The organism is Nitrospirota bacterium (assembly GCA_030684575.1).
GTDB lineage: Bacteria > Nitrospirota > Nitrospiria > Nitrospirales > Nitrospiraceae > Palsa-1315.
The window spans coordinates 47,442-74,423 of the sequence record JAUXVD010000023.1 but is presented as its reverse complement, the minus strand read 5'-3'; the positions used below and the strand labels follow the sequence as shown (position 1 = coordinate 74,423).

Sequence of the window (26,982 nt, the reverse complement as noted above, 5' to 3'; positions counted from 1 at the left end):
CCACATCTCTCACGCCAGGTGAGCGAGCCTGAAGACGCTGATCAGGCCGATACCAGACAGACCACTGCCTGCCAACAACGAAGCCTCCCTCAAGGTCAAAATCGTCGCCTTCTTCCTGCCGGCGTCTACTCGTAGTACGGAAATGGAATCACTGCGATCAGCGAATGGGCATTGTGTACCCCTGCAGCTCAGGGGATGGTCCGGGCGGCCACTCTTGGCCACCCAGACAGACTGACAATGCCTCGGCTTATCGTGAGGCATTGTTGATATTGGGGTTGTAGCTAGCAGTACGCATCAGTCTGATGGCGATGGAGATGGCGATTTCTCAACTGATGGCATCATTCAGGAAGGAAATGATCATGTCCATACGCAGGAAAAGCGATCCTGGGTCAGGCCGCATGAACGAGGACCTCGCCCTTACGCTTAGGACGCAGGCGCCGATTGCCCTGGTCCCTTTTTCTCCTCACAGGATTTCTTCACCGCCCCAAAGAAATCGTTATAGAACTGTGGGCTCCGAACGGTATCCCGCTCAACAACCACGGTCGTATACTCCGTCCCGGTCGGGAAGACGGGAATAATCCAGAGGAGATGCCACCAGGTATACGATTTCTTATGGAGTTCGGTGGTCTGGTTCGCTGCAACCATGACGCGGGTCAGCTGATCGCTGGAAGGAAGTAACGTGACGGTCGCGGAGACCGTATGGGACAGGTCCTTATCCTCCTTCGATCGCATCTCACGATTCGCCAGGATAATATGACTTTTCGCGTCAGCCTGCTGAATCAGAAATCCTTGCTGCGAAAGAATCTCAAGAACAGCGCCCCAGGCCATATCTATCGGAGCAGAAATCGACTCCGAATTGCCTTTGACTTGCTGACTCGCTGAAAACGCCCCCTCATAATGCGCTGGCTCTGAACTACAGCCCACCAGCAGCAGAACAACAACAAGAACAGCCCAGCGGGCCCCATCTTTCAGACAGAACACGTACTTCTGCTTGGCTGCATCGTTCATCAATTCCTCCTCTCAAGTAAAGGTTAGCCCCAAATTTCAAGGTCTCATGATCTGTTGCGTCCCGCGACGCGTTGCCTATCTCAGGTCTGGATCCATCACACAATAGAGAGCTCGGTTGTCAATTCCCTGCCCAAGACCTCATCAGCACCAAGGGGATGCCTCTTATCAGGCCCGCCAGGTCATTGAGACCTGGCGGGCTTCATGTCCAGTTCACCAGACCGATCCCCTCACTTAGTTTCCTCCGACCTCCTCCCACTCGGCCGGCAAGCCAGGCGTGATGATCTTCGTCAAGGAAGTAAACGTCGCATCGACAAAGAAGGGCTGCGTCGTATTAGGATTGGCCAAGAAACGCGAGAACCCCAACAATGCCACGCTGTCCAACTCCTGGACGTACGGCGGGCTTTGTAAGAGATTCGTCGGATCGGACACCGTTCCGATTGTCACCCGCGTGCCGGTGGGTGAGGTCACCACCTGACCCAGTGGAAATGAACTAGCGCAATTCGTGGTGTTAAGGTTCGAGGTACAAGCCAGCCCTGCGGGATTGGAACTGACCGTGCCAGTTCCGGCGTTTAATCCTGATGCCAGAGTCACGGTCAGCGCAGCCGGTGGAGTTGTTCCGCTATCCCCTCCGCTGCTGCATGCTGTCAGCAGCAGCGCCGCACCGAACATGAGCACGGTGTTCATCTTCCATGACGCCATCGTACACACCACTTTAAGTGTGACACCCTCTGCGCATAACGAGCCTACCAACACCTAAGCAATCGGCAGGCCAGATTGTCCTGGAAATATTTTCAACTACGCTCGATTCACAAACCCCTCTCAGCTTCTCGTCCTGCCATCCTCGAGTAAGAATCTCCCCCCCGACCCAGACTTCATCCTCACTGGCCCATGAATCGAATCTGATTCTTAGTGAATCGAATCTGATTCGCAGTGAATTAGAAAGAATTCTGAAAGCGATTGTCTCAACGCTGCATGTACAACAGAGCTTCTAAAGATATTGACTCTGAGCCACTGGGTGATGATCGCCGGATTTCCTCCTACAATCTCAGAGTCAGCGAGCCACTTCATTTGAAACGTCGCCTGGTCCAATCACATTCATGTTGTCCCTCTGAGTCATAATTCATAAATACCAAGGGGCGAGTGACGGAGTAGTGCACTGTCATCCTCACAAAATGTCTCGCAGCCATGTGTTGCCTGAAAATGTGACAATTGAAGAATTGTCGATGGGCGCGAAGGAGATCGCGATGTGACGCCTCACCCATGACCGTGATTTACAAGATATTCCGCAGGCATCAGAGGTCTGGCTCTCTTCCAGGGCGCGGTGGTAACATGCGCCCTATACTCACGAGGAGGCACCTGTGGATCTTGAAGCATTTCGGCAAATGGTCGCCAAAAATCCGAAAGGATTTCTCGGTCGTTATGGGCTGGGGAACAAGATCCTCCAGGAACGAGGCAATCTTGAGGAAGCGGTCGAACATCTGACCGTCGCGACGCAACTCGATCCCACCCACGTCGCATCGCATCTCGGCCTCGGACGCGCCCTCGTCTCCTTGGGCCGTAAGGACGACGCCAAACCGGTCCTACGGGCCGGCATCGACGCGGCTCGCTCAGGCCGATCCAACGGAGGCGTGGACTTGGTCCCTGAGATGGAAGCATTGCTGAGGACATTGGGATAACATCGTGATCGAGCGAGGAGGGCTCTATGAAGATTGAAGATGCCAGACAGCGGATCGAGTCGGCCATGACACAGTATGGGATGCAGGCCGGGATGGCGATCGACCTGGTGATCAACGAAGTCCGTTCCGATCTCGGGGCAGACACGGCCAACGAATTGATCGACGAATTCGACCTCGAGCTGCAATACAACATCGCACCGATCGAGTCGGATTATTCCAACAGCTAAGCCTAGGGCCTAGGGCTTCACGCATCGTAGTCAGGGTGCTCAAAAAGCTTCTTTAACTAGGCCGGAGGCGAGTCGAAACCGGAGGCGTACCCTCTGGATTTCGATGAGCCGAAAACGACGTTGAGGAGCTTTTTCAGCACCCTACTATGCCACTACTCTGGTGTGCGATCTCGGGACATGGCTACGGTCACGCGGCGCAAGTCGTACCGGTCCTCAACGCACTGGGCGCCCTCGTACCGGATCTGACCGTCGTGCTCCGCACCACAGTCCCCGCCTCGTTTTTTCGCGACCGTCTGACCGTCCCCTGGGAGCTGCAATCGGTGCAGCAAGATGTCGGCTGTATCCAGGATGGCCCCCTCACGATCGACACCGAGAAAACCTGGGCGGCACACGAGCGCTTCCATGCAACTTGGGAGACACGCCTGTCCGATGAAGTCGCTGCGATGCAGATGGCATCACCGGCACTGATCATCGCGGACACACCCTACCTGGCCATCGAGGCTGGCTTTCGCGCGCAGATCCCGACCGTCGCCTTGGCCAACTTTACCTGGGACCTCGTGCTAAAAGACTACTGCCAGGCGTCTGACCAGTCACATCAGCCATTGATTCAAAGCATTCGCGACTCCTATGCAAAAGCCGACAGGGCCCTTCGTATTACCCCTGCGCCAGACATCAATGCCTTCTCGCAGCTGAGAGATATTGACCCCATCGCCAGCCCCTCCTCTCCAGAACGGAGCCGACTAGCCTCAGCACTCGATCTAAAGCCCAACGAACGAACCGTCTTAGTAGGGTTCGGAGGTATTCCTCTCAAATCTCTTCCTCTTGAACAGATGGAACAGCTGCACCCCTATCGCTTTCTCTTCGATGGTCCAGTCCCTCATGGGTATTCACGCATTCATTCCACCACGACGCTTCCGCTTACCTTTAAGTCCCTGCTGGCCTCTGTCGATGTCATCATGACCAAACCAGGCTACGGCACCATCGTTGAGGCGGTCGCCCTTCAACAGCCAGTCGTCTATGTCCGCCGACATAACTTTGCCGACGAGCCGCCGCTGGTCGACTACCTCCATCGCCATGGACGAGGTATCGAACTCTGCCTCGACGACTTCACCCTGGGCCGTTGGAAACAGGCCCTACAGCAGGCCCTGATCGCGCCATTCCCCGCATTGCCTCCACCGGCTCCAACCGGAGCAGCTGAGGCCGCGAACTTCATCGCGCAACAACTCAACAACGATGTGTCGCATGACATCACCCGTACTGGCCCTCTTCGCACATAAGGAATTCAGACCCTGCGCCTCATTGCTCGCATCTTCAGCATGCTCATCCTTCTCTGCGAACAGCTCGCGGGGATCCTGTTTCGGATTCAACAACTCCTCACCGGAATCCTCCCGGCATTGCTGTCTCCAAAGGAAATGATCGAACTCATCCGCGCCCACTACAATCGCAGCTACCACGACGCCGCAGCTCGTGCACCCGAGAGCTGGTACAAATGGACGTTGGAGAGCTGGGAAGCAGCGGTACTCGCAGACCACCGGATAAAGACGGGAACCATCCTGGTGCTGGGAGCCGGTGGGGGGCGCGAGTCCTTCGCGCTGGCACAACGAGGCTTTTCCGTCGTGGGCCTGGATATCAACCGGGAAAGCTTGCACGTCGCCGCTCGGCATGCCAAGGCCAACCACCTCCGCCCCCTCTTCGCACAGGCGGACTTTCTGGCTCTCCCCATTAGCCCAGGTCGCCTGGACTATGTCTTCATGTCCGGGATCATGTACAGCTCTATCCCCGGTCGGCCACATCGGCAGGCTTGGCTCCGAGGCCTCCGTCCATGCTTAAAGGACCAGGGTCTGCTGGTGCTCAACTTTCTCATCGCCCGAGAAATTGAAACAAAAACGCACCGGCTCATTCACCGACTCAACCGTTGGCTCACAACCTTGCCGGGCACTAATCAGTCGTACCAATTGGGCGACACCTGTTCCCAGCACCACTTCCTCCATGCCTTCATCGATAAAGAAGAGATCAGATCAGAACTTCTGGAGGCAGGAGCCACGGTCCACCAATTACACTGGCATGAGGGATATGCCGTGCTCTCATGGCCCGCAAATGGCCTCACCCCTCCACGTGCGACGGGAGCCTGATCGGCCCCCAAAATAGCCCTAGAAGGCCTGCGCAGGATTTGCTATCCTTCCGCTACCGATGACACCCACTGCGATCTACAGTAAAAATCCAGACTATGTGCAGCGCGATGTCGCAGGGGAATGCCTTCTGGTCCCTATTCGACGGACCTTGACCGAAGCCAATAGCATCTATGTCTTGAACGAAACTGGATCGGCACTCTGGCATCGAATCGACGGACAACGGACGGCGCAGGACATCGTGTCAGACTTCTGCCACGAGTATGAGGTGGCGGCAGACCAGCTGGCGCAGGATTTCACGTCATTACTCGACGACCTCCTCTCCATCCAGGCAGTCGAGGAGGTGGCCAGATGACTCATGATTGCGCAGGATAAACTCACCCACCTTCCCGAGCGTTTCCCCTACTCCTGCCAATGGGAGATCACCTGTCGTTGTAATCTGCATTGTGTGATGTGTTACACCGATTGCTTCAATCGTCCCGAAGCCATCCGTCAGGAACTCAGCACCCCCGACATCCTTCGCATTATGGATGAGCTGGCCGAGGCCGGCACCTTGGAGCTCTGTCTCACCGGAGGCGAACCGCTCGCTCGTCCCGACTTTTTCCAACTGTATGAACATGCCATCCGTTGTGGATTCCTGGTGACGGTCTTTTCGAACGGAACCCTGATCACAGAGGCGCATGCAGATCGTTTTGCCGCGCTGCGGCCCCATCGCATTGAAATCAGCCTGCACGGACGTACCCGCGAAACCTTCGAACAGATTACGCTCGGGCAGGGCTCCTACGACCGCTGCGTCCAGGCCATCACGCTCCTCCTCGATCGCCAGATTCCCCTGGTGTTGAAGAGCACCGCGATGACCCTGAATCGACAGGAGATCCTCGACATCAAACGATACGTCGAATCGCTGAAAACGGTATCCTATAAGCTCGGCGAGGAAATGAGACCGTCACTCGACGGCGGTGCTGGCCCATTCCACTATGCCCTGTCAGCACAAAGTCTTGCCGAGCTGAATCGGCAAGACTCCGATCTCGAACAAGAGGCAGGTCGGCAGGATTCAGCAGACCAGCCGCCTTGCCGAAGCGGCATGCATTCCTTCCATATCGATGCCTATGGCCGCCTGCAGCTCTGCTCCGGCAATCGCCGGCAGAGTTATGATTTACGAACCGGCCCGTTCGCTGCAGGGTTTTTCGAAGCCCTGCCGACCTTTGCCTGCGACTGGAAAGTCCCCAGTACACCGGCCCTCCTCCAACCGGGGATGCACCACCATGCCTAACGAGAGAGCCATCCCAACGATTCAATATGGTGCATTCAGCCAACGCGTCCACGAGCAGGCCGCTGCCACCGGATCCGTGATCAAGGCGCAACTGGAACTGACCTATCGCTGCAATCTCCATTGCCGCCATTGCTACACCGATCCCTACAACCACAAGGACTTCTTCCCACGCGAACTGACGCTCGAAGAAATCCATCGCCTGCTCGACGACATGCAGCAGCTGGGCGTCGTGTGGCTCAATCTCACCGGTGGCGATATCTTCATGCACCCTCATTTCTTTGAGATCTATGAAGCCGCCGTTCACAAAGGTTTCCTGCTCCAGCTCTACACCAACGGCACCCTCTTCACGAAGGCCACCATTGAGCGGCTGCAGCAGATGCCGCCGTTCACCATCGATATCTCCTGCCACTCGGTGACAGAAGCCCCGTTCGACTGGTTCACCCAGGTCCCGGGATCCTTCCGTTCCTTCTTCCGCGGCATGGAGATGTTGAGAGACAGCGGCCTGCCATTCACGTTGAAAACGAAAGCCATGAACTGGAACAGAGACGAAATACCGGCCATCAAGCAATTCGTGGAATCGTTCGGGCAGGAGTTCGGACTCACGACCTCTCTCTCTCCACGTCTGAACGGCGATCTGTCGTCGCTCGCCTATCGAATCGCTCCCGAAGACATCGTGACACTGCAAGGAGATCAGCCGGCAACTGAGGTGGAGGAGGAACGCTGCAACAGCGCTAGCCACTTGCTCACGCCAGACACCGACCGGCTCTACCGCTGTGGTTGTGGCACCGATACCATCCACATCAATGCCTGGGGCGAACTCGGCACCTGTACACTGCAATATGAGCGGCGGGTGTCGCTGCGAACTCACCCGCTTGCTGACGCCATCGAGATGCTGTTCCGGGAGATCCGAAGCATGCGATACCAAGGCGAGTCGCCTTGCCGCACCTGCGAGATCCATACATTTTGCGACAAGAAGCCTTCCGATGCGCGTTGGGAATCTGGCTCAGCCGAAGCCCCCATTCCCTATGATTGCGACGTCGCGCATGTTCGTGCACAATCGACCCTGCGCCACACATTGCTGCATCCTTTGCATCGGCCGCACAAGGAAGTGGAGACCCATCATGACTGAGAAAAAACCGTATAGTGCTCCGCAGCTCTTCCGGGTCGAGCTGAACCAGGAGCAGGCCATCCTTTCCGCCTGCAGCCTGACGACCATGAGCGCACTTGCGAATTCACTCCTGAATGGTTGTCGCGCCAATGGACAATGCCAACCACCAGGCTCGCCAGGAGGCTGTAAAAAATCGAACGTCACCGGTGGCGCCTGCCGCGATAGCGGTCCACGTCTTTCGTAGCGAGAAGGAAGAGCACGATGCGGATTGACCTTCAGATTGGCGGTTACCGGATCAGCCTGAATGAACCGGATAGCCATCCTCAACTCGCCTGGCCGCTGCGCCCCTTCGATTCTTTCCTCGCTCAACCAGGCTCACAACCGGATCTAGACGTGACGGTCACGGTGGCTCCACATCTTCCCCCATTGGCTAAAGGCCCCATCAAGTTCGACGCCGCGCATGGCCTCTGGACAATCTTCGAGTCCGACGCAGGACTCGTCATCGAAAGTGTGAGCCCTCACACGCATCAGCCACGGGCCTCTGCACTGGTCTCTGCAGACTACCGGACCGTATCGGCCTGGGTGTTGCCTGAGCTACAGATGGGCCAAGTCGGGTGGTGTCCGATGCATCTCTTCAATCCCCTCATTGAAGTCTGCCTCCTATCTCGCATGGCCCGGGAAGGCACCATCCTCCTCCATGCCGCGGGCCTTTCCAGTCACGAACAGGGTTATCTCTTCACCGGTGCCTCGGGAGCCGGCAAATCGACGATTGCAGACTTCTTCGCGGAACGGGGCGCGCGCGTCCTCAGCGACGAACGGATCATCATCCGCAAGATCGAGGGCCGCTTCATCATCCACGGCACGCCCTGGGTCGGTTCCGGCAACTATGCCGCCAATGATTGGAGCCCTCTCACCCACCTCTACTGCATCAGCCATGGAACCGGCGCACATACCTCGGCCTCGATGTCTCCACGCGCCGTCACACAAGAACTCCTACGCCAGAGCTTCCTGCCGCTCTGGGATCGCGAGGGCCTGGATCGAACCATGGGGCTGATGGCGGATCTTACCGAGCAAGTGGACTGCCGGGCGCTCGCCCCGCTGAAATCTCCCGACATCGTGGATTACATCCTGGCGGAAGGGCAGGCCCATCCGCTTGTATCCTTATGAAGACGATCGCGTCGGAAAATTTCCTCGAAGCCATCTCCCGCAAGGCGGCGAAGATCCGCACACCGGAGGGCGTCACCTTTGAACTGACCTACGGCTGCAACCTGCGCTGTGTCCATTGCTATAACCCCACGCATCGTGCGCTCCCTCACGAACTGACGACCGATGAAATCTGCGCGCTCCTGAAACAAATCGCCGATCTCGGCGTACTCACCGTAACCTTCACCGGGGGCGAACCGAGCGTGCGGCCCGACATCGGGGAGATCCTTCGCGCGGCGCGGCGGCAGGGGCTGATGATCCACCTCATGACCAACGCCACCCGTATCACCGCCGCCTTCACCGACCTCCTCCAAGAAGTCGGCGTCAGCCAAATCAATGTCTCCATCTACGGTGCGACCGAAGCGGTCTATGAAGGAATGACGGCAGTTCCTGGATCCTATCGGCAATTCCGGCAGGGCTTGCTCAATCTCGCCGCGGCTTCAGTACCAGTCCTTGTCCGCATGCCCGTCACGACCATCAATCGCGATGAAATCCAGGCCTGCCGGCAACTGGTGGAATCGCTGCAGATGCGATTCCAATATTGTCTAGAAATCATGACCGGCATCACCGGCGATCGAACGCCACTGCACTATCGCCTCGCCCCTGAAGAGAAAGTCAGGATCGATCAAGAGATGCGTCCTCACCGGTCAACGACCCCACCCGAGGAAATCTGTGCACCCAACCAGGCCTTCATCGAATGTGCATGCGGTCAGAGCCGATTTGCCATTACGCCCTATGGCGAGATGAATCTGTGCACGGGATTCCCTCTCCCTCGTTATGATCTCCGCGCCGGCACCGTGAAAGAAGGCTGGGAGCTTCTCAAGCAGACGGTCGACCAGGCGCAACCGAGTCATCGATACGAATGTCCCACCTGCGAGGTGCGGACCCACTGCCGCCAAGGCCGGAGCGATGCCTGGCTCGAAACCGGGGACTTGAGTTCCTGCCTCCCGCATTTCAAAGAATGGGCACAACTGGAGCATCGCACCTATGCCCTCCTCGACCCTCGCCGACCTCGCTGACGCCTATAGCCAGGTCAGCCTGATCAACAAACGTCTACTCGATGAATGTGAGATCGTCGGCCAGACATTTCACCGGAATGGTATTGAGTGCCTCCTTCTGAAAGGGGCCGATCTGCTCTCACGCCTCTATGGAATACGCGGGACGAGGCCCCTCTCGGACGTAGACCTCTTAGTCCATGCGCAAGACCTGCCCGCTATTCATCGCCTGCTGATGGGGAACGGATTCTCTCAACAGCTCGACGGCAACCCCGCCTATCTCTCGTCCCAATCGACCCTCACGCTGGATCTCATCTCCGAACTCTGGTATCTCGATGAACAAGGACTTGCGGGACTGTGGGCACGGGCTCGAAGCAGGCCGCTCGGGCAGATCATGGTCAAGCAACTGGCGTCTAACGACCTCTTGCTCTATTTGGTCGCCTACACCGTCGTGCACCGGGGACATTTCACGCCATCATTCCTCACCGATCTCAGATTGCTGATCGAGAAGGAGGCCCTCCATTGGCCGACCATTGTCGAAGAGGCGGCCAGGCATCATCTGAAAATCCCTCTCTACCACGGTCTACGGCAGCTCACATTGGGAGATGCACGAACAGGAATTCCCTCAGCCGTACTACAACAACTCGCCCCATCGACCCTGTCTCAACGGGTCCTGAACGTCCTCTTCCGACGATTGGTGACAACCCAGCCCCTCCCAGAACTCGGACATTTTTTATTGTGGGTCACACAAGCACCGGGGCACAGAATTGCTTGGCTCCGGCGTACCCTCTTCCCCTCCTCGCGCTTCCTGGCCTATCGGTATGGGAATGAGAGTGCAACACGACCCTGGCACACCAGAATCACTCGCTGGTGGCAACTGGTCAATGCTGGAGGGCTCTTGATCTCCCGCATGCTGATCCGGCTCGTGATCGGAAGAGAAACGCCCGGGAAGGTATCATGATCCACCTCCTGCCCACGCACACCGTCGATGGCCGTTTCTCCTTGCAGGACGTGCCGGATGCACTGCATTGGCCTCTCCTGAATAGCCTGGTTGTGCCTCGCATCATGTCATCGAGCATGACTCCGACCATTCAAGCGGACGACAGGCTTGAACTCAGCCCTCCGTCCCCCCTCACCGTCGGCGCGATCGTCGTCTTTCGGACTGAGAACATGTTTATCTGCCATCGCATCGCCGCCATGGACGCGCAGGGGATCCTGACCACAAAAGGCGATGCGGCTAATGGCCCGGGCGAAGCCGTTCCGTCAGCGTCGGTGATCGGAGTCGTCAGGGGCGTGATGCGGAAGGGTCGATACATCGCCGTGGGTGAATGCCCGGACAAGTCCTTCACTTCAACCGAATCGCCCAGCTCCAGAAATCGCGTTCGAGCAGCGGTCGTCCGGTCAGCGATCCGGATTACTTGTATCGGTGCAACATACCCACTCATTCAGAATATGTTGCTTCGTCTCCTCAGGAAAACAGCCATGGTGGATGCGTTCGCTCCTGCACCACTCCGCTCCCTCCCCTCCCATGTCAGGATCGGCTCGTTCAGACTCCAAGCGTTCCCAGATTTCAATGCCTCGAGGAAGGAACCACAACCGACTCATTACGTTTTACGCCTAGGGCCCTGGCGATTGGCGCAATATGAGCCGGCTACGGAATCGCTGCTGCTCCGACAATCGCTCCAAGACGCCGGTCTAGAGCCTTTCGTTCGTCGATGCATCAGCCCCCTACAAATAGACCGAGAATACGGCACTAACCCCCTATAGCGCTGTTCAGCCTCCGCAATGTCTCGCCATTCCAAAGAAGCCGATAGCCCTGTTTTTCCCAAACCTAGCAGGCTGCAGGGAAACCATGTTGGAACGAGAGAGCTTCGATGGCCGCTCGCCTTGCTCAAATACAAAACGTCTCCGCAGGATGCTGAAACAGACCATCCAGCAAGGCCGTAGCGAACTATCCTTTTAAGGGGTGGCTGGGATGATCCCAACTGCGCGCGTCCAACGAGGGCCTTCTGAGGCCGCGCGTTGCGCGAGCAGTTGGGATCGTCCCAGCCACCCCGCCTCTTTTCAGCATCCTGCGAGAATACACATCCTTTTGCCCGTTCCCACCGTAGAATGGTATAGTCGAGGCGGACATGAGGGGGTCCGGATTTCCCTCCAATCACGCGTTCGTTTTATGGATACACCCTCTCGACAGGCCACCTCGACAATCGATCCAAGTCTAATGGCCCGCGTGGTTAAAGGCGATCAGCAGGCCTTCAGCCAGCTCTATGACCATTCGAGCGCGCTCTTGTTCACGTTGGCGGTCAGGATCCTGGGCAATCACGAGGAGGCGGCGGAGCTCTTGCAGGATGTCTATTTGGAAGTCTGGCGAAAAGTCTCCCGCTATGATGTCGGGCGCGGAACTCCGGTGGCATGGCTGGTCACCCTCACCAGAAGTCGGGCCATCGACCGGCTACGGGCCAGGGCAACAAGGGGCTATCGAGCCACTCAGTCGCTGGAAACCGGAGCCGCCGATCAGGTGGCCGATCTGGGCCTTAATCCCTTTGATACACAGGCCGATCAAGAACTCCGTCTCAGCATCGGTACGGCGGTGGCGGGCTTGCCCCAAGCGCAGCGACAAGCGATCGAACTCGCCTATTACGAAGGACTCTCCCACGCCGAGATCGCCGCGCGGCTCAACCAGCCGCTCGGGACCGTCAAGACTAGGATTAAACTTGGCATGTCCAAACTCCGTGATGGGCTGCAACAGTGGTGGAACCATGGTGAGCTCCAATGACGCATGAAGAACTTGAAGAATCGGTTCCGTTGTACGCAGCAGGGGCGTTGGACCGAACCGAACGACAGGCGCTGGAAGCCCATCTCCTCTCCGGTTGCGCCTCGTGCCACGCTGGGCTCAAAGACTATCAATCCGTTGCTGCGCTTCTTCCACTCGGGCTCAGTCAGACCAGTCCTCCACGAGCCCTCAAAGCCATCATCATGGCCGGACGAAATCCTGCCCCGATACCAGAAGTAGCAGCCCAGCAAGAGCCGGCCAGACCGAGTCTGGAGCCTGGCGAATGGATGAATCACCTCTTTCCGCCCATCGCCCCTGCCCGCTCATGGTCGCTTCCCTGGGCGGTTGGATTGGCCACGTTCGTCATCGTAGCGGTCGTCGGTTCTCTCTCCTGGAACGTGGTCACCAAACGTTCCGAGGATACCTCGAACATTCAACAGCTCGAATCCTCGCTCCAGGACAAATCGACGACGCTTACCAAACTGCAGCGTGAGATCGGCGAACAGGCGAACATCCTCGCCGAATTACGCAACCAAATACAGCAACGAACGAACGAAGCCACAGAAGCGAAGGAACAACTGGCCAAACGCGAGGCTGACCTTGAAGAGACTCGCGTGCAACTCAGCCAGCGAAGCGGCGTGCGCGCCGGCGGGACTCCGCAAGACGAATTAGCCACACTCCTGCGAATCCCCAACATCAAAGCCGTCTCTCTTGCCGGATCGGACGTGGCGAAACAGGCTGCGGGATTCCTCCTCTACGACGCGCGAACCCAAAAGGTCTGGCTCTATTCCGTGAACCTTCCGGAATGTCCCACCGGCACAACCTATCAACTCTGGGCCATTCAGGCCAAACCCGTGAGCCTCGGGACCTTTCATATGGATCGCGGAGATACCACCAACCTCTTGGTGAAAAAGGTGTCGAACTTCACCGATGCGAAAACATTTGCTCTGAGCCTCGAACCGTCAGGCGGCCGCCCCCAACCGACCGGCCCCATCTACCTCTTAAGCCGATCCTAACGGACTCGACACTCAACGCTTGACCTCTCTCTGCTGGCCCGCTACAACCTCCGTATCAACCACGTCTCGAGTGCCCATCTCACTCGACGTACGCATCAAGCCGGCAGAGAGGAATCATGCGAGCCCTACATGCTCTGACCATCGCAGCCCTGTTCTGGGGATTCTGCCTGATGTCCCCGCCTGAACTCTGGGCGCTGGAAAAATATGGACGTCCTCTGCCGGAAATGGAAGGGGCCCATGACAACAGCGAAGAGCATTGGGTTCGAGGCTACCTCCTCTCCGGCGCCTTCATGAGCAACCCCAGCTTTGCCGCGAGACCGGACAACAGCGGCTTGGTCGGTCTTCGCCATATGATCCATTTGGAAACGGATCTCTATAAAGAATATCTCCAGTTCTACACCGACCAGAACTTCTTTTCAGACCGGCAAGCCGGCTGGGTGAGTCTCTCGGAATGGGACTCCGTCTATGCCTTCACCGGCACCGTCCAGAACTGGGGATGGCGCCTGCAATATGAACGAGATGCTCCCTTGGATCGAAGCGGCATCATACAGGCCTATGCCGATACACTCGTCACCTATCGGCCGGCCGATGCCCGCAGCCTCAGCTGGTGGCGCTCGGCGTTTCCCGAGCAGAATCTGACAGTCTATGCCGGCGGCGGATGGTTCTTTCACAACCAATCCTACTTTGCCAGACCAGACAACAGCGGACGCGCGTTGTTCCGATATGTGGCACATGCCGACCTCGACCTCTATCGCAATCGTGTCGTCCTCTTCGTCGACGGCAACCTCTTTACGGACCGGAGCGCGTCCAATGTCATGCGGCCCAGTGAATTCGACTTGGTCATGGGGCTTGCCGTCCGTTACCACGAGATGGAGATTGCCCTGATCCATGAGCGAGACCTGCCTTTGGATCGAGGAGGGCTCGTGCAACGGTACGTCGCCTTGCAGTTGCGGTACGAGTTCGAATGGACCAAATCGTCAAGTCCTGCGGGCAAACAACTCTCGCTCCACCGCTAGGCCCCTTTCTGCCCTGTCTCCTGCTGCAGGGACCATGCTACGATATCGGCCTGAACAAGGTCCTACAGCGCAGTTATCCGGGAGAACAGCCACTGTGCCGACAGATGAACTGAATGAAAGCTTCATGCGAGTCGCACTGGAGGAAGCCGCCCGCGCGCCGGCGATCGGCGAGGTGCCGATTGCCGCAGTGGTAGTGCGTGAGGGGAAAATCCTGTCCCAGGCTCACAATTACCGCGAGCTCTGGCAAGACCCCACGGCCCATGCGGAAGTCATTGCCATCCGCGCCGCAGCGACGGCCCTCGGCACATGGCGATTAACCGAGACCACGCTCTACGTGACCGTCGAGCCCTGTACCATGTGTCTCGGTGCGATTATCCTGGCGAGAATTCCGCGAGTCGTCTTTGGAGCAACAGATCCGAAAGCCGGCGCCTGCGGATCGGTATTCGACCTGTCGTCTGAGCCGAAGCTAAATCACCGGGTCACCGTCACCGGCGGGGTCCTCGAACAGGAGTGTCAGGCCCTCATTCAGAAGTTTTTCAAGGAACTCCGAGAGGCATCATCGGCCACAAAGCCGCATTCCACTCAATAGCAGCGGGACGGCTTTTATCCCACGAACCCGCTCTGCACGACCCAATCCTTTCCCTGCGCGGCCACCGCGGCTTCCCATCCCTCTCCGCAAGAAAGGAGCCGGACCCTCCAGTTCGCTTGGAGCGGAGAATCGACCGGGACCCGAATCTCTGCGCCGACTCCGTCCGCTCCCAAAAGGACCTCACATTGGCTCAAGGCCTGGAGCCCGACACCTTGTGCCTTGACCACCGCTTCTTTTGAAACCCAGTAGCGGAAGAATCTCGCGGCACGTTGCTCCTGAATCGCCTGCATAATCGTGGCATGTTCGGAAGGAGCAAAGTAACGCTCGGACAGTTTCACGACATCTACGTCAGCGCGTACTCGTTCGAGATCCACTCCGACCTCTTGTCCCTTTGAAACCGCAATCAGCGCACGGCCATGCGCATGGGACATATTGAATGTGATCGCATGTCGACCTCCTACGGCTCCGACCAAGGAGGGCTTACCTGCCTCACGACGATACATCGCGACCACATCGGGGCCAATCCCAAGATACCGGCTGAGCACGGCTCTAAGACCTCCGTGCGCAAATACGTAACTCCGCCGGTCCTCTTCTCGAATCAAGCGCGCGGCTCGTTGCTGTTCCTCTTCGTCCAACCACTGCGCGCATCGCTCCAGACAGCGTGGCGACCCGTCGAGCTCAATCCCCCAGACATGCACGGCATTCGGCGCCAGGCCACTGTGGTCTGGCCACTCAGGACCCGTAAGATATTCAATCGACTGAAAGGCAATCACCACATCGCCATCCTGGATACAGACCTTCACCATCATAGAGCCATCGGCAGGGTCAACGGCCGACTGCCCCGGACTTCAAACATTCCACTACCTTGCCGTCTTCTAATTTAATGACCTGATTGCCGAGATGAAAGTACCGGTCATCGTGCGTGATGACGACCACCAGTTTCCCCCGCGCACGCAGGTCCGGAAGCAACGTCTTGTAAAATATCTCCTTATACTGCGGATCTTGATCCGCCGCCCATTCATCGAACACATAAATCGGGCGATCCTCCAAATAGGCCGTGACAAGGGCCAATCGTTTTCGCTCCCCCTGTGAGAGATCGAGAGTCGAGAACGTGCGTTCACGCACCGTCACTTTCTGATCCATGTGCAGCAACCGTAAGTATTCCGGCACCAACCTCTCGGTCTGAGAATCCGACAAACCCAAGAGCTTAGCGAAAACGTGAAAGTCTGAAAATACAACCGAGAAATGTTCACGGTACCATTCTCGATTGGCATCGATGATCGCCGTACCTGCCAACGTCACCTGTCCTTGTTGTGGCTGATACAACCCCGAAAGCACCTTCACGAAAGTAGACTTCCCGCTTCCATTCCCTCCGACAAGGAACACCAGTTCGCCAGGGTGCAGGTCTAGACTGATGGGACCCAGCGTGAAGGGCGCTTCCTGCCCATTCACCTCACCGTACGAAAACACGACATCCTTCCACCGCACAATGGGCAGGATCTCCATTTCACGGTCTGTCGATTCTACCGTCAGGGCATCATCCTCATCCTTCACGTCCAGGGTTATGCCTAATCGCTCGATATTCTCTAATGCCACCTGACCTCGCTCGATAGTCGGGATCGCGCCGATAATGCCCCAGATGGGACCCATCATATAGAGGACGGCCACCACGTACCCGGTCAAGGCTTCGGGGGACACCGTGACCATAGAGGGAAACAGAAAAACGATGACACCGATGAGGGAGTAAAACGAGACTTGCATCCAGGCTCCTGCCAGATCTTGCCTCCGCGTGGCTTCCAAGTTCGTCTGCCGGTGCCATTCAGCAGCTCTTCGCAATTCCTCATTCACAAACTCCATTCGGCGTGCCCGATGCATCAACAACTCTTTCAGTCCATCCGTGAGAGAACGAAAGTGCCGAAACAACTCAACCCTGGCCGCACGAGCTGCAGAGACGACGCTGAACGTGCTGCTGTATAGCCATTGATACCCCAAGGCGCCAAGCAGGGTGGCTCCAACCACTCCCAGAAACATACCCCACGATAGCCACGCGAGGTAGAGCCCGCAGCCCAGCACCACGGCCATATTCATGATCAACTGGGGAAAACTTTGAATCGCCCACGTGACACAACTGACGTCATCTGTCAGGGCGACGAGAATATTGGCGGCGCCTCGCTGCTCGGAACGACGCAACGAAGCCCGGACGATCTTCGCACAGAGCGATAAGGAGAGATCTAAAACCGTGTCTTGTGAGAATCGGACGAGCAGACGCTGAGACCACAGGCTTGACAGGAGCTTTCCGGCGACGAGGACGATAAACCCCAGCATCACGATGCGGGAAGGATCTGAGGGATGATGGAGCACATGATTAATGAGAGCCAACACCCCGGCGCTCAAAAGACCGGACAGGACGCCGACACTGACCATGAGCCAGGCCATGGCTCTCGAACGCTGCACAATAAATCTGAGAAATCGTTTAAGTGGCATCGTCGACCAGCCTCATGCTCGCAACAACAACAGCAGGAAATAGAAATTACGCCATCACATCGCGAGTGCGGCGGTCGCACGCCATCGTATCCTGAGCATCAACGGCAAGGAAGGCCTGAACATGAGCGGACAATTCTTCGACATGTGGCGAAGCGAGGAGGAACCCTGCGTGAGCGGCGGCGACATGCACAGTCTGGCACCCTCCACCGGCAAGCTGGTCCCAGACATACCTGGTATCTTGTACCGTCTCGGCCACGTGATGGGTTGAAGCCACAATATTGAGAATACGCCCGGGATAGTTACGCAATACATAACGGGCCACCGCGTGAAATGTCGATTGCTTCATTCGTTCGACCTGAAACTCAATAAACAGTTTATCCTCCGTGGATCTTCTTGCTACAAATGAGAAGAGCGTCTCATATTTGCGCCGTACGAACGGCCTCCAGTCTTTCATCGGCATGCGGAGGAGCACGTCGAAATTCCGCAGGGTCCTCCAGAGAATAAAGAGCGGCAACCACATTCGCATCGGCCACTTATGACGATGAGGGCGATACGAAGAAGGGTGCCAGGTATCCATCACGACCAAGGTGACGGATTCCCCCTGCGCGAGTAATTGCTGCGCCATCTCATAGGCGATCAACCCACCGGTACAAGAACCAAGAATGACGTAGGGCCCTTGCGGGCGACAGGTGCGGATCTCAGCGATGTAATGGCATGCCATGTCCGGCACCGAGGTAAACGGAATCGCATTCCCATCCAACCCTCTCGTCTGGAGCCCATAGACCGGCTGGTCAGCACCCAACAGCCTTGCCAATTGCGCAAATACCAACACGTTGCCGCCCACCCCCGGCACCATGAACATCGGGATGGCCGACCCGCTCGGCTGGATCGCAACCAAAGATTGCCACGGCGGCACCCACTGTTCGTGTGAAAGAACCGACGCGAGAGCGGCAATGGTCGGCGCTTGAAACAGCGTGGCGAGCGGAAGGTGCCTTCCATACACCTGTTCGAGAAGGAAAAAGAGCTGAGCCGCTTTGAGCGAATGACCACCGAGATCGAAAAAGTTGTCATGGATCCCGATCTTTGACAGTCCCAGTACCTGCTGCCATAGAGCGGCCAGCTGCACTTCCATCCCATTACGTGGACCGACATAGATCTTCTCACTTGACGCGGCTTCTACGGCAGGAGGTGGCAACGCATTCACGTTGACTTTATTATTCGCTGTCAGAGGCAACGCCTCTAAAAAGACAAAAAATGACGGCATCATATAATCGGGAAGCGTCCTATGCACAAATGCGCGAAGGTCTGTCGAGCTGGGTGCTTGCCCTTCGTGAGAGACCAGATAGGCCACCAGTTGCTTGAGACCTTGTTGGTCGTCCCGCGCAGTCACCACGACCTGACGGACGGCGGGATGGCGGCTCAGCACTGCCTCGATCTCACCCAACTCTATTCTGAATCCACGGATCTTCACCTGATGATCCAGCCGACCGAGATGCAGGATACGCCCATCTGAGCGATACCGCGCGAGGTCTCCCGTACGATAGAGCCTCGCGTGAGGATCCGAAGAGAACGGGTGGGCAATAAACCGTTCAGCGGTTAAATCTGGACGACGATGATATCCTCTGGCCAGACCATGCCCACCAATATATAGCTCCCCCGGCACGCCGACGGGAACCGGTCGCATATGACGATCCAAGATATAGATTTCCGTATTGGCAATCGGGCGCCCGATGGTGATGTCCCGTTTCTCTCGCGCGATGTTCGAGATCGTAGACCAAATGGTCGTTTCCGTAGGCCCATACATATTCCACACGGCTTTCGAGCGCTCGCGTAGTTTCTCCGCAAGATCAGCCGACAGGGCTTCTCCCCCACAGAGCGCGGTCAACGATTGGCTACCGGTCCAGCCGGCATCCAGCAGCAGATGCCACGTCGCCGGCGTGGCTTGCATGATCGTCGGCTGAACTGCCTCAAATAGTTCACGTAATTGATGCCCCTCCATCGCGACAGCCCGACGTACAAGCTCGACTCGCGCGCCGGTCAGCAACGGCAGATACAACTCCAATGCCGCAATGTCGAACGACAATGTCGTCACCGACATGAAGATATCCTGCGCCGAACAGCCAGGCTCATCCTTCATAGACCACAAAAAATTCACCAGGGAACGGTGTGTAATCTCAACGCCTTTGGGTTGTCCGGTCGACCCGGAGGTATACAGAATGTAGGCAAGATCGGAAACGCCGGCGATCGGCGGCATATTGTGGTCCGCCTCCTGCGTGAAAGAGTCCCTCATCCGATCAAGGCACAGCACTCGGGACGCTTGAAATCCGAATCGATCGGACAGAGCAGTCGTCGTCACCACCAGAGTGGCCCTCGCATCGTCGAGCATGAAGCGAACCCGATCTCGCGGGTAGTCCGGGTCGAGCGGGAGATAACAACCTCCGGCTTTCCAGACGGCCAAGAGTGTGACGAGCTTCTCGATCGATCGGTCGAGACAAATCCCGACGGTCACGTCCCGCGTGACGCCCAGAGCGGAGAGCGCACGAGCCATTTGATTTGCCTGCGCATTCAATACTCGATAGCTTAAGGCCCGACCTTCCATAGACACGGCAATGGCATCTGGTCCCCGCTCGACTTGCGCCTCGAAGAGATCCGGGAAACATTGGCTATGCGGGTAGTCTGACGTGGTTCTATTCCATTCAATGAGCAGCCGCTGTTCTTCTACAGAACTCAGCATGGATAACTCGGACACGCGAAGCCCTGGATGCGCGAGTGCCTGCTGAAGCAGCGCACCAAAATGGTCGAGCATTCGTTCAGCCGTCTGACGGGTAAAGAGATCTGTACTGTATGACAGGTACACTTTTTTCGCGATTTCCGTTTCGACCGTGAGACTCATGTCGAACTGTGCAGAGCCGGCATCGACGTGCAGCGGAACCCACGACAGCCCGTGAAGGTCCACCTCACCGATCGGGGCATTGGCGACGTTGAACAGTACCTGAATCAGTGGCGAGTGGCTCGAATCGCGATTCACGTGGAGCACGTCGACCAGTTTTTCGAAGGGAAAGTCTTGATTCTCATAGGCCCCCAGGGCCGTGTCACGAACCCGCCTCAGGAGCTCATCAAACGTCGGATCCTCCGACAGATCCGCCCTCAGCACCAAGGTATTCACGAACGTCCCGACCAACGACTCCGTCATGACCTGGGTGCGGTTTGCGATCGGAGCGCCCACGGCAAAATCCGTCTGACCCGACCAACGACTTAACAAAACCTGGAAACAGGCCAGGAGGGTCATGAACGATGAGACGCGGCGATGCGCGCTGAACATTTTCAGCCGCTCAATGAGGGAACTCGGCAGATCCCACGCACAATAGGATCCCGTATACGTGTTCATGGGAGGTCGCGGAAGGTCGGTCGGCAGCGATAAGACCGGGAGATTCGCCAGTGTATCGCGCCAATACTCCAATTGAGGGCGAAGGGTATCATCGGTAAGGCACCGCCGCTGCCACATCGCGAAGTCAACGTATTGGATCGGGAACGAAACATCCGGAACTGAATGGCCTTGACTGAGCGCGTTATAGTACGCGGCAAATTCCTGACCGATCACTCCGAACGACCACTGATCCCCAATAATGTGATGCATGCTCAATACAAGAATATGGTCTTCCGTATCGAGCGTAATCAAAAAGAACCGGGCAACAGGTCCCCGTTCAAGATCAAACGGCGTGCGAGCCTCTTCTTCGACAAGCCGAATAGCCTCTGCCAGTCGTTCATGGCGCGGCAGATTTTGCAGATCAATTTCAACCCAATGCGGAGGCTGCCAATCCGCGACAACCTGAACCGGCCCGCTTTCGGTCATCCGAAACGTCGTACGAAACGAGTCATGCCGACGTGTGACGGCCTGAATCGTCTGACGCAACCATCGTTTATTCAATGGGCCGGTCTGCCGCGAGGCAAACGGCATGTTATACGCAGTCCCCTTGGGGGCAAGTTGGTACATGACCCACATACGTTGTTGAGAATACGACAGTGGGAGCGGCTCGGTGCGGGACACGGCAACGATGGGAGGCAGCGCGGCACGTCCACCCCCCCGTCGCTGTTCGGCTCGGATATGTTCGGCCAGCTGCGCAATGGTCGGCGTATCAAAAATGGTCCTGAGTGGGAGGTTGAGCGAAAAAAGTTCCTGGATTCGCGAGAGGACCTGTGTGGCAAGCAGCGAATGTCCGCTCACATCGAAGAAGCTGTCATGGACGCTGGAAACGGGCACACCGAGCACATCCACCCACATGTCCATGAGGCTCTGCTCAATGTGATCTCGCGGAGCCACACGGGCAACCGCCTGATCGATCGAGCCCAGAGCCGGCATAGGCAACGCCCGCCGATCGACTTTCCCACTTGGTCCATAGGGCAATGATTCAAGCAGGACACAGGCGGCCGGCACCATGTAATGCGGCAAAACCCGTCTCAGTCCGCTCAAGATTTCTCGGCCAGACAAACCTGCATGCGCATCGGTGGTCACGTAGGCCGCGATCAACGGGCCGCGGGGAGGAATCTCGCGCAGTACCACCGTCGCCTCTCGAACACCGGGAACAGCCATGAGCGCCGCCTCGATCTCGCCTGGTTCGATCCGGAAGCCTCTCAGCTTGATCTGCTGATCGACTCGTCCGAGACAGAGGAGCTGCCCGTCTCGGCGGAACCTCCCAAGATCGCCGGTCTTGTACATTCGATCTCCCGGAACAAAGGGATCGGCCATGAACGAGTCTGCTGTCAGGCCAGGATCGTGGAGATACCCCAGCCCGACTCCAAGACCGGCAATATAGAGTTCGCCGACTGCTCCGACGGGAACGGGATTCCGATGACGATCCAACACATAGACCCGCATGTTTCGCAGAGGACGGCCGATCGGAACCTCCGAACCAAGCGAATGGTCTTCCCAGAGGGCGGAAAGATTCACCATCGTCGCCGCAACCGTCGCTTCCGTCGGTCCGTAGGCATTCAGTAACTGCACACGCATTCCTGCTAGCGCAAACCAACGCACGCAGACAGGCTCTGACGCCTTCTCGCCCCCGATGATGATCCTCCTGAGCGAGGCCGGAATGCTCACACGATCGCCAGCCCACTCCTGCACAAGATGATGCCAGTACGCGGTAGGTAGGAATGCCATTGTGACGGAGCCCTGCGCGCAACTCTGCATGAATTCGGCAGGAGTTCCGGGGGGCAAGTTCTCACGAAGCACCAACGTGGAGCCCGTTACCAAGCACGGAAAAATCTCGAGGACAGCTGCGTCAAAACTGATCGTGGCCATGTGCAACACACAATCGTGTGAGGACATCCGGCACTCAACCGCAAAGGCGAGGGCGAAGTTTACCAACGAGCGGTGGGAAATCATGGCACCCTTCGGACGGCCTGTGGACCCCGAGGTATAGATCACATAGGCCAGCGCATCTGCCGCAACCTGAACTGGCGCACCGTCCTCTGCACTCAACTCGACCATCGACTGATCGGCATCCAGACAGACCATCGTCGGCTGCTCGGCTCGTAACCGACTGCGTAGCCGGCTATTGGTTACCACCACCGTGAGTTGGCTGTCGCGCACCATGAACGCCAGACGCTCCTCCGTATAGTCTGGATCGAGGGGCACATAGGCTGCGCCGGCCTTGAGAATTCCGAGCATGCCCACCACCATTTCGAGCGACCGCTCAAGGAGCAACCCGACAAGGCTTCCAGGCTGAACCCCCTGCCGCCGAAGGTCCTGCGCGACATGATTCGATCGCTCCGAAAGCTGCCGATACGTGAGCGTACCGCTCTCCGAGACCACAGCCAATGCATCAGGCGCATGGGCCGCCTGTGCATCGATGAGGGCATGGATGCTAGAACCGCTCGGATCGTCCGCACGAGTGCGATTCCACTCCACAAGGACTTTCTGCCGTTCCCGATCCGTGAGCAGGGGGAGCTCGGACAACGGCAGATCGAGAGATGCGGCCATCTCGGCGAGCAATGACCGCAAGTGGTCCAGCATCTGCGTGATGGTCGCCTCTTCGAACAGAAAGGTGTTGTACTCGATCGCCAACTGAATATGGTCCTGCTGCCGACGAGAGAATACCGTCGCATCAAAAGGAGTGGCGAGCCGTTCGATCTGAACTCGCTCAGCGCTCACACCGGCTAAGCGAAGTGCTGCCACCGCATCTTCTTCCCAAGCCACCATCAGCCGGAAGAGCGGAGCGCGTGCTTCATCGTAGCCTGGAGAGACCGCCCGAACGACTTCATCGAAGGGAAGATCCTGATGATTAGTCGCATCGACCACCACTCGTCTGACCTGCGCGAGCAGCGCACGGGCCGTCGGATTCTTGGAGCAGTCGACTCGAAGCGCAACCGTATTCACCATGCAGCCGAGAACCTGTTCGAATTGTGTTGCCACTCGATTGCTCACCGGCGCTCCAACGACAAGATCCGTCTGACCCGTATATCGATAGAGCAATGTCGCCAATCCAGCCACGGTGGCCATGAAGGGCGTCATCCCCGTCTGCAGGCAGAAGCGGTCGAACGCATCGGATTCGGCGGTCGAGAACGCGAGTGTCACGGTCCGACTGCCTTGCCGTACCTCTCCCGACCGAGGGAAATCCCTGGGCAATTCACACGGCGCCGGGAGATTCTTCAGCTGCTTCTGCCAATAGCGCCGTTGCCTGTCATGTCGTCCCCGGTCGAGACTTGTCTGCTCCCACGCGACATAGTCGCGGTACGACACCGCGGGGTTCGTCCATACAACCGGCTCTCCGGAGCAGGCTGCCTCATAGACGACGCTCAGCTCCTGACACAACAATCTGATGGACCATCCGTCCATAATTAAATGATGAAACGTGGCAATCAACACATGCTCGTGCTCGTCCACACGCAGTAACGAAGTCCTCATCAGCGGACCATGACGAAGATCGAAACGACTGGCTGCCTCTTGTTTGAGCAGGCGCTGCAGATCTGCCCCACGTCTCTCTGCACCCGTCCCTCGATAATCGTAGATCCTGAATGCGATAGCCTGGTCGCCAGACAGCCTGTGAAACGGCACCCCTGACTGCTCTTCGATGGTTACCCGTAACAGGTCGTGACGATGAACCATCGCGTGAACACTCGCTTCCAACGCCGGAACATTGAGCGGGCCACGCAACCGGACAGCTACCGGGATATTATTGAGCGGCGAATCAGGACTCAGTCGTTCAGCAAACCACATGCGCCGCTGTGACGAAGACAACGGAAATGTGGGAGACGTAACTGTCACAGGAAGAAGGGCCGGCATATCGACAGCCCTCGCCCCCGCGCTCGGTAAGACCTGGTGTTGATGGGTGAGGAGATGCTCTGCCAGATCGCGAATACTCCAGTCGATCAGTAAATGCTGAAATGACAGCTCGGTTCCGAACTCTTCCTCCAGGCGGTTTTTCATAATCCCTGCCTTGAGCGAGTCGATGCCGACCGTTCCAATCGGCTGCGTGAGCGTAATACAACTCGGGTCGACAGAGAGGTGCCCGGCGACCATCAGCTGTAGGTACACCTCTAGCGACGTCAGGTCCGCGCCCGACGCGCCCCCCTTGTCGACGATCAGGTCGCCCTCTGCTGCCAGAGTGTCGCTGACCTGGATCCCGTAGCGACTGATCCCCACGATCGGCAAGGTACCGGTTATGAATGCCTCCTTGGAGGCCCCCCGCTGAATCTTGCCACTGGAGGTCTTGGGCAACCCGCCGCTGCGGACCAAGACCACGGAAGAAACCGGCACTTCATGTTCATCCATCACCGCCTGGCGAATGGCCATGGCAATCGCGTCCACGTCAACCGACTGTGCCCGTTCGACTTCCTGCAGGACCACCACCGACTCCTCACGATTTTCCTGGATAGAAAAGGCAGCTCCTCCATGAAGCCGTAATCCTGAATGGCTCCGCTCAACCGTCCGTTCAATGTCACCGGGATAGAGATTCCGTCCATGGACAATGATTAAATCTTTGAGGCGTCCGGTAACAAACAGTTGCCCGTCATGCAGAAATCCCAGGTCGCCGGTCCGCATGAATGCCCGCTGCCTATCCCCTTCGAGCGACGCTCGAAAGGTCACATCCTCAGCTGTTTCACGATTCCAATAACCCTGCGCGACACTGGGACTGGCAACCCACACTTCCCCGATGCGGTCGGCTTCACAGCCTGCGAGGGTGACAGGATCCACGATGCGAACAGTGGTGCCGGAGAGCGGTGGCCCGCACCCGACCAACGTCCGTGCTCCCAGGGCATCAGGCGAAACTCGAGTCACTTGGTGCGCAGCAAGGGCCTCACCAGCCACATGCAGGAGGAGCGGCTCCTCAGCCCGTCGTTTTGAGGTCACCACCAACGTGGATTCCGCTAACCCATAGGCCGGCGTGAAGGCCTGGCGTGTAAAGCCATGGGCATGGAACGCCTCTGCAAACTCCTCGATCGTCTCCACATGAATCGGCTCTGCACCACAACTCGCCACAACCCAATGCTGAAGATGGCCTATCCAGCCCTTCTGTTGCCGGAGCGCCTTGGTACAGGATTCATAGGCGAAGTTCGGGGCTCCACTGTGCGTAATGCTCCAGCGATCCATCGCCTCCAGCCACCGGAGAGGTCTTCTCAGGAACGTCACGGGGGACATGAGATATGCCGGAATACCTGCATAAAACGGTGCGATGATGCCATGCACAAGCCCGTAATCGTGAAAGTATGGCAGCCAGCAGAGGGACCGGCTGTTGAGATCGACCCCTGCAACCAGATGAAGGGCCTCGCACTGCGCCAAAACATTCTGGTGGCTGATCATCACGCCACGAGGAGTGGCGGTCGACCCGGACGTATATTGCAAGTAGGCAAGGGAGGGTTCACCTAGAACCGGCAGATCAATCTCATGAGTTTGATCGTACAATTGATCCGTCGCCACCCATTCGACCTGACTCCCGTCTTTGACGATCGAAAGTTCCGAGGAGAAAGGCGCAATAGCAGAAGTGGTCAGGACCAAAGATACCTGAGCATCCTCGACGATGGCGCGGAGCCTCGGCACACTATGCTTCCGCCTCACGGGATCCAGCGCGGGGGCAGGAACTGGCACGAGTCCGGCACAGATACAGGCCCAGAACGCAGAGACGACATCGAGCCCCGGTGGGAAGAGGAGCAGGACTCTCGCTCCCGGTCGAACTCTACGTGCAAGATGGCCGGTCAGTGAGCGCACCCTGCGGTCGAGTTCTCCGTAGGTCAGCTGACTCTCAATGTCGAGGCTGTCGCGAACAAAGGCGTAGGCGAGTTCCTGACTCTTTCCCTGGCAACGAAATGTGAAGAGGTCAGAAAGGTAGCGTAGAGTTGGAGGGACAGGCGTTGGCATCACCAATTAAACCCCTACCGCAGGAAAAAGGCCAGCACCCAAAGTATTAACGACGTGCTGTGCAGAGTACCCCCTAGCAAACATCATCGGAACTCAGAAGAAGAGATTTCAGATTCTATCCGTAGACAGG

The 26,982-nt window shown here is 57.4% G+C and carries 21 protein-coding genes; 16 read left to right on the top strand and 5 right to left on the bottom strand.

Annotated elements, in window-relative coordinates; all coding sequences use genetic code 11:
• Window positions 1-423 precede the first annotated feature (423 nt).
• Both Q8N00_17180 and Q8N00_17175 read right to left on the bottom strand, forming a co-directional pair.
• Window positions 424-1,008: a hypothetical protein gene (locus Q8N00_17180; GenBank protein MDP2384517.1), complete on the bottom strand. Its 585-nt coding sequence runs from the start codon at window positions 1,006-1,008 to the stop codon at window positions 424-426.
• Between the two features lie 231 nt (window positions 1,009-1,239).
• Entirely contained in the window at window positions 1,240-1,707 is a 468-nt protein-coding gene (locus tag Q8N00_17175) for a hypothetical protein (protein MDP2384516.1), read from the bottom strand.
• A 659-nt stretch (window positions 1,708-2,366) separates the two neighbouring features.
• On the opposite strand from Q8N00_17175, the gene Q8N00_17170 reads away from it, so the two are divergent.
• The 16 genes from Q8N00_17170 to tadA all read left to right on the top strand — a co-directional run bounded on the left by Q8N00_17170 (window position 2,367) and on the right by tadA (window position 15,013).
• Complete coding sequence (locus Q8N00_17170; protein ID MDP2384515.1) at window positions 2,367-2,684, top strand: tetratricopeptide repeat protein; 318 nt, start codon at window positions 2,367-2,369, stop codon at window positions 2,682-2,684.
• A gap of 26 nt (window positions 2,685-2,710) precedes the next feature.
• On the top strand, window positions 2,711-2,911 hold the full coding sequence (locus tag Q8N00_17165) for a hypothetical protein (protein MDP2384514.1): 201 nt from the start codon (window positions 2,711-2,713) through the stop codon (window positions 2,909-2,911).
• Window positions 2,912-3,057: 146 nt separating this feature from the next.
• Window positions 3,058-4,188, top strand: a complete 1,131-nt coding sequence (locus Q8N00_17160; protein ID MDP2384513.1) for a hypothetical protein — start codon at window positions 3,058-3,060, stop codon at window positions 4,186-4,188.
• Window positions 4,189-4,227: 39 nt separating this feature from the next.
• Window positions 4,228-5,043, top strand: coding sequence for a class I SAM-dependent methyltransferase (locus Q8N00_17155; GenBank protein ID MDP2384512.1), 816 nt, complete (start codon window positions 4,228-4,230; stop codon window positions 5,041-5,043).
• Window positions 5,044-5,101: 58 nt separating this feature from the next.
• Window positions 5,102-5,395 (top strand): PqqD family protein, encoded by a 294-nt coding sequence (locus tag Q8N00_17150; protein MDP2384511.1) that lies wholly within the window; start codon window positions 5,102-5,104, stop codon window positions 5,393-5,395.
• Window positions 5,396-5,398: 3 nt separating this feature from the next.
• Window positions 5,399-6,313, top strand: coding sequence for a radical SAM protein (locus Q8N00_17145; protein MDP2384510.1), 915 nt, complete (start codon window positions 5,399-5,401; stop codon window positions 6,311-6,313).
• Complete coding sequence (locus Q8N00_17140; GenBank protein ID MDP2384509.1) at window positions 6,306-7,442, top strand: radical SAM protein; 1,137 nt, start codon at window positions 6,306-6,308, stop codon at window positions 7,440-7,442. The genes Q8N00_17145 and Q8N00_17140 overlap by 8 nt, the downstream gene beginning before the upstream one ends.
• The gene (locus Q8N00_17135) at window positions 7,435-7,665 is read left to right on the top strand and encodes a hypothetical protein (GenBank protein MDP2384508.1); all 231 of its coding nucleotides are present in this window, start codon (window positions 7,435-7,437) and stop codon (window positions 7,663-7,665) included. Before Q8N00_17140 ends, Q8N00_17135 begins: the two co-directional genes overlap by 8 nt.
• 17 nt (window positions 7,666-7,682) lie before the next feature.
• Window positions 7,683-8,588, top strand: a complete 906-nt coding sequence (locus tag Q8N00_17130) for a hypothetical protein (protein ID MDP2384507.1) — start codon at window positions 7,683-7,685, stop codon at window positions 8,586-8,588.
• A complete protein-coding gene (locus Q8N00_17125) occupies window positions 8,585-9,643 on the top strand; it encodes a radical SAM protein (protein ID MDP2384506.1) in 1,059 nt (352 codons plus the stop codon). Before Q8N00_17130 ends, Q8N00_17125 begins: the two co-directional genes overlap by 4 nt.
• On the top strand, window positions 9,612-10,580 hold the full coding sequence (locus Q8N00_17120) for a nucleotidyltransferase family protein (GenBank protein MDP2384505.1): 969 nt from the start codon (window positions 9,612-9,614) through the stop codon (window positions 10,578-10,580). The genes Q8N00_17125 and Q8N00_17120 overlap by 32 nt, the downstream gene beginning before the upstream one ends.
• On the top strand, window positions 10,577-11,386 hold the full coding sequence (locus tag Q8N00_17115; protein ID MDP2384504.1) for a S24/S26 family peptidase: 810 nt from the start codon (window positions 10,577-10,579) through the stop codon (window positions 11,384-11,386). Before Q8N00_17120 ends, Q8N00_17115 begins: the two co-directional genes overlap by 4 nt.
• Before the next feature lie 454 nt (window positions 11,387-11,840).
• Window positions 11,841-12,395: a sigma-70 family RNA polymerase sigma factor gene (locus Q8N00_17110; protein MDP2384503.1), complete on the top strand. Its 555-nt coding sequence runs from the start codon at window positions 11,841-11,843 to the stop codon at window positions 12,393-12,395.
• Window positions 12,392-13,408, top strand: a complete 1,017-nt coding sequence (locus Q8N00_17105) for an anti-sigma factor (protein ID MDP2384502.1) — start codon at window positions 12,392-12,394, stop codon at window positions 13,406-13,408. Before Q8N00_17110 ends, Q8N00_17105 begins: the two co-directional genes overlap by 4 nt.
• A 116-nt stretch (window positions 13,409-13,524) precedes the next feature.
• A complete protein-coding gene (locus Q8N00_17100; GenBank protein MDP2384501.1) occupies window positions 13,525-14,424 on the top strand; it encodes a hypothetical protein in 900 nt (299 codons plus the stop codon).
• A 94-nt stretch (window positions 14,425-14,518) separates the two neighbouring features.
• A complete protein-coding gene (gene tadA / locus Q8N00_17095; protein ID MDP2384500.1) occupies window positions 14,519-15,013 on the top strand; it encodes a tRNA adenosine(34) deaminase TadA in 495 nt (164 codons plus the stop codon).
• Window positions 15,014-15,027: 14 nt separating this feature from the next.
• Here the strand turns inward: tadA and Q8N00_17090 are convergent, their stop codons facing one another.
• Genes Q8N00_17090 through Q8N00_17080 form a run of 3 tightly spaced genes read right to left on the bottom strand, consistent with a single transcriptional unit; the run spans window position 15,028 to window position 26,852 of the window.
• Entirely contained in the window at window positions 15,028-15,822 is a 795-nt protein-coding gene (locus tag Q8N00_17090; protein ID MDP2384499.1) for a 4'-phosphopantetheinyl transferase superfamily protein, read from the bottom strand.
• 16 nt (window positions 15,823-15,838) lie between these two features.
• Window positions 15,839-17,497: a cyclic peptide export ABC transporter gene (locus Q8N00_17085; protein ID MDP2384498.1), complete on the bottom strand. Its 1,659-nt coding sequence runs from the start codon at window positions 17,495-17,497 to the stop codon at window positions 15,839-15,841.
• A 46-nt stretch (window positions 17,498-17,543) separates the two neighbouring features.
• Window positions 17,544-26,852, bottom strand: a complete 9,309-nt coding sequence (locus Q8N00_17080) for an amino acid adenylation domain-containing protein (protein MDP2384497.1) — start codon at window positions 26,850-26,852, stop codon at window positions 17,544-17,546.
• Between the last annotated feature and the right edge of the window lie 130 nt (window positions 26,853-26,982).

What these genes read in the sequence shown, in the direction of transcription:
- Q8N00_17145 (MDP2384510.1), top strand. Translation starts at nt 5,399, where the DNA reads ATGATTGCGCAGGATAAACTCACCCACCTTCCCGAGCGTTTCCCCTAC.
- Q8N00_17115 (MDP2384504.1), top strand. Translation starts at nt 10,577, where the DNA reads ATGATCCACCTCCTGCCCACGCACACCGTCGATGGCCGTTTCTCCTTG.
- Q8N00_17090 (MDP2384499.1), bottom strand. Translation starts at nt 15,822, where the DNA reads ATGATGGTGAAGGTCTGTATCCAGGATGGCGATGTGGTGATTGCCTTT.
- Q8N00_17110 (MDP2384503.1), top strand. Translation starts at nt 11,841, where the DNA reads ATGGCCCGCGTGGTTAAAGGCGATCAGCAGGCCTTCAGCCAGCTCTAT.
- Q8N00_17100 (MDP2384501.1), top strand. Translation starts at nt 13,525, where the DNA reads ATGCGAGCCCTACATGCTCTGACCATCGCAGCCCTGTTCTGGGGATTC.
- Q8N00_17130 (MDP2384507.1), top strand. Translation starts at nt 7,683, where the DNA reads ATGCGGATTGACCTTCAGATTGGCGGTTACCGGATCAGCCTGAATGAA.
- Q8N00_17125 (MDP2384506.1), top strand. Translation starts at nt 8,585, where the DNA reads ATGAAGACGATCGCGTCGGAAAATTTCCTCGAAGCCATCTCCCGCAAG.
- Q8N00_17150 (MDP2384511.1), top strand. Translation starts at nt 5,102, where the DNA reads ATGACACCCACTGCGATCTACAGTAAAAATCCAGACTATGTGCAGCGC.
- Q8N00_17135 (MDP2384508.1), top strand. Translation starts at nt 7,435, where the DNA reads ATGACTGAGAAAAAACCGTATAGTGCTCCGCAGCTCTTCCGGGTCGAG.
- Q8N00_17175 (MDP2384516.1), bottom strand. Translation starts at nt 1,707, where the DNA reads ATGGCGTCATGGAAGATGAACACCGTGCTCATGTTCGGTGCGGCGCTG.
- Q8N00_17160 (MDP2384513.1), top strand. Translation starts at nt 3,058, where the DNA reads ATGCCACTACTCTGGTGTGCGATCTCGGGACATGGCTACGGTCACGCG.
- Q8N00_17180 (MDP2384517.1), bottom strand. Translation starts at nt 1,008, where the DNA reads ATGAACGATGCAGCCAAGCAGAAGTACGTGTTCTGTCTGAAAGATGGG.
- Q8N00_17165 (MDP2384514.1), top strand. Translation starts at nt 2,711, where the DNA reads ATGAAGATTGAAGATGCCAGACAGCGGATCGAGTCGGCCATGACACAG.
- Q8N00_17120 (MDP2384505.1), top strand. Translation starts at nt 9,612, where the DNA reads ATGCCCTCCTCGACCCTCGCCGACCTCGCTGACGCCTATAGCCAGGTC.
- Q8N00_17140 (MDP2384509.1), top strand. Translation starts at nt 6,306, where the DNA reads ATGCCTAACGAGAGAGCCATCCCAACGATTCAATATGGTGCATTCAGC.
- Q8N00_17105 (MDP2384502.1), top strand. Translation starts at nt 12,392, where the DNA reads ATGACGCATGAAGAACTTGAAGAATCGGTTCCGTTGTACGCAGCAGGG.
- Q8N00_17080 (MDP2384497.1), bottom strand. Translation starts at nt 26,852, where the DNA reads ATGCCAACGCCTGTCCCTCCAACTCTACGCTACCTTTCTGACCTCTTC.
- Q8N00_17155 (MDP2384512.1), top strand. Translation starts at nt 4,228, where the DNA reads ATGCTCATCCTTCTCTGCGAACAGCTCGCGGGGATCCTGTTTCGGATT.
- Q8N00_17085 (MDP2384498.1), bottom strand. Translation starts at nt 17,497, where the DNA reads ATGCCACTTAAACGATTTCTCAGATTTATTGTGCAGCGTTCGAGAGCC.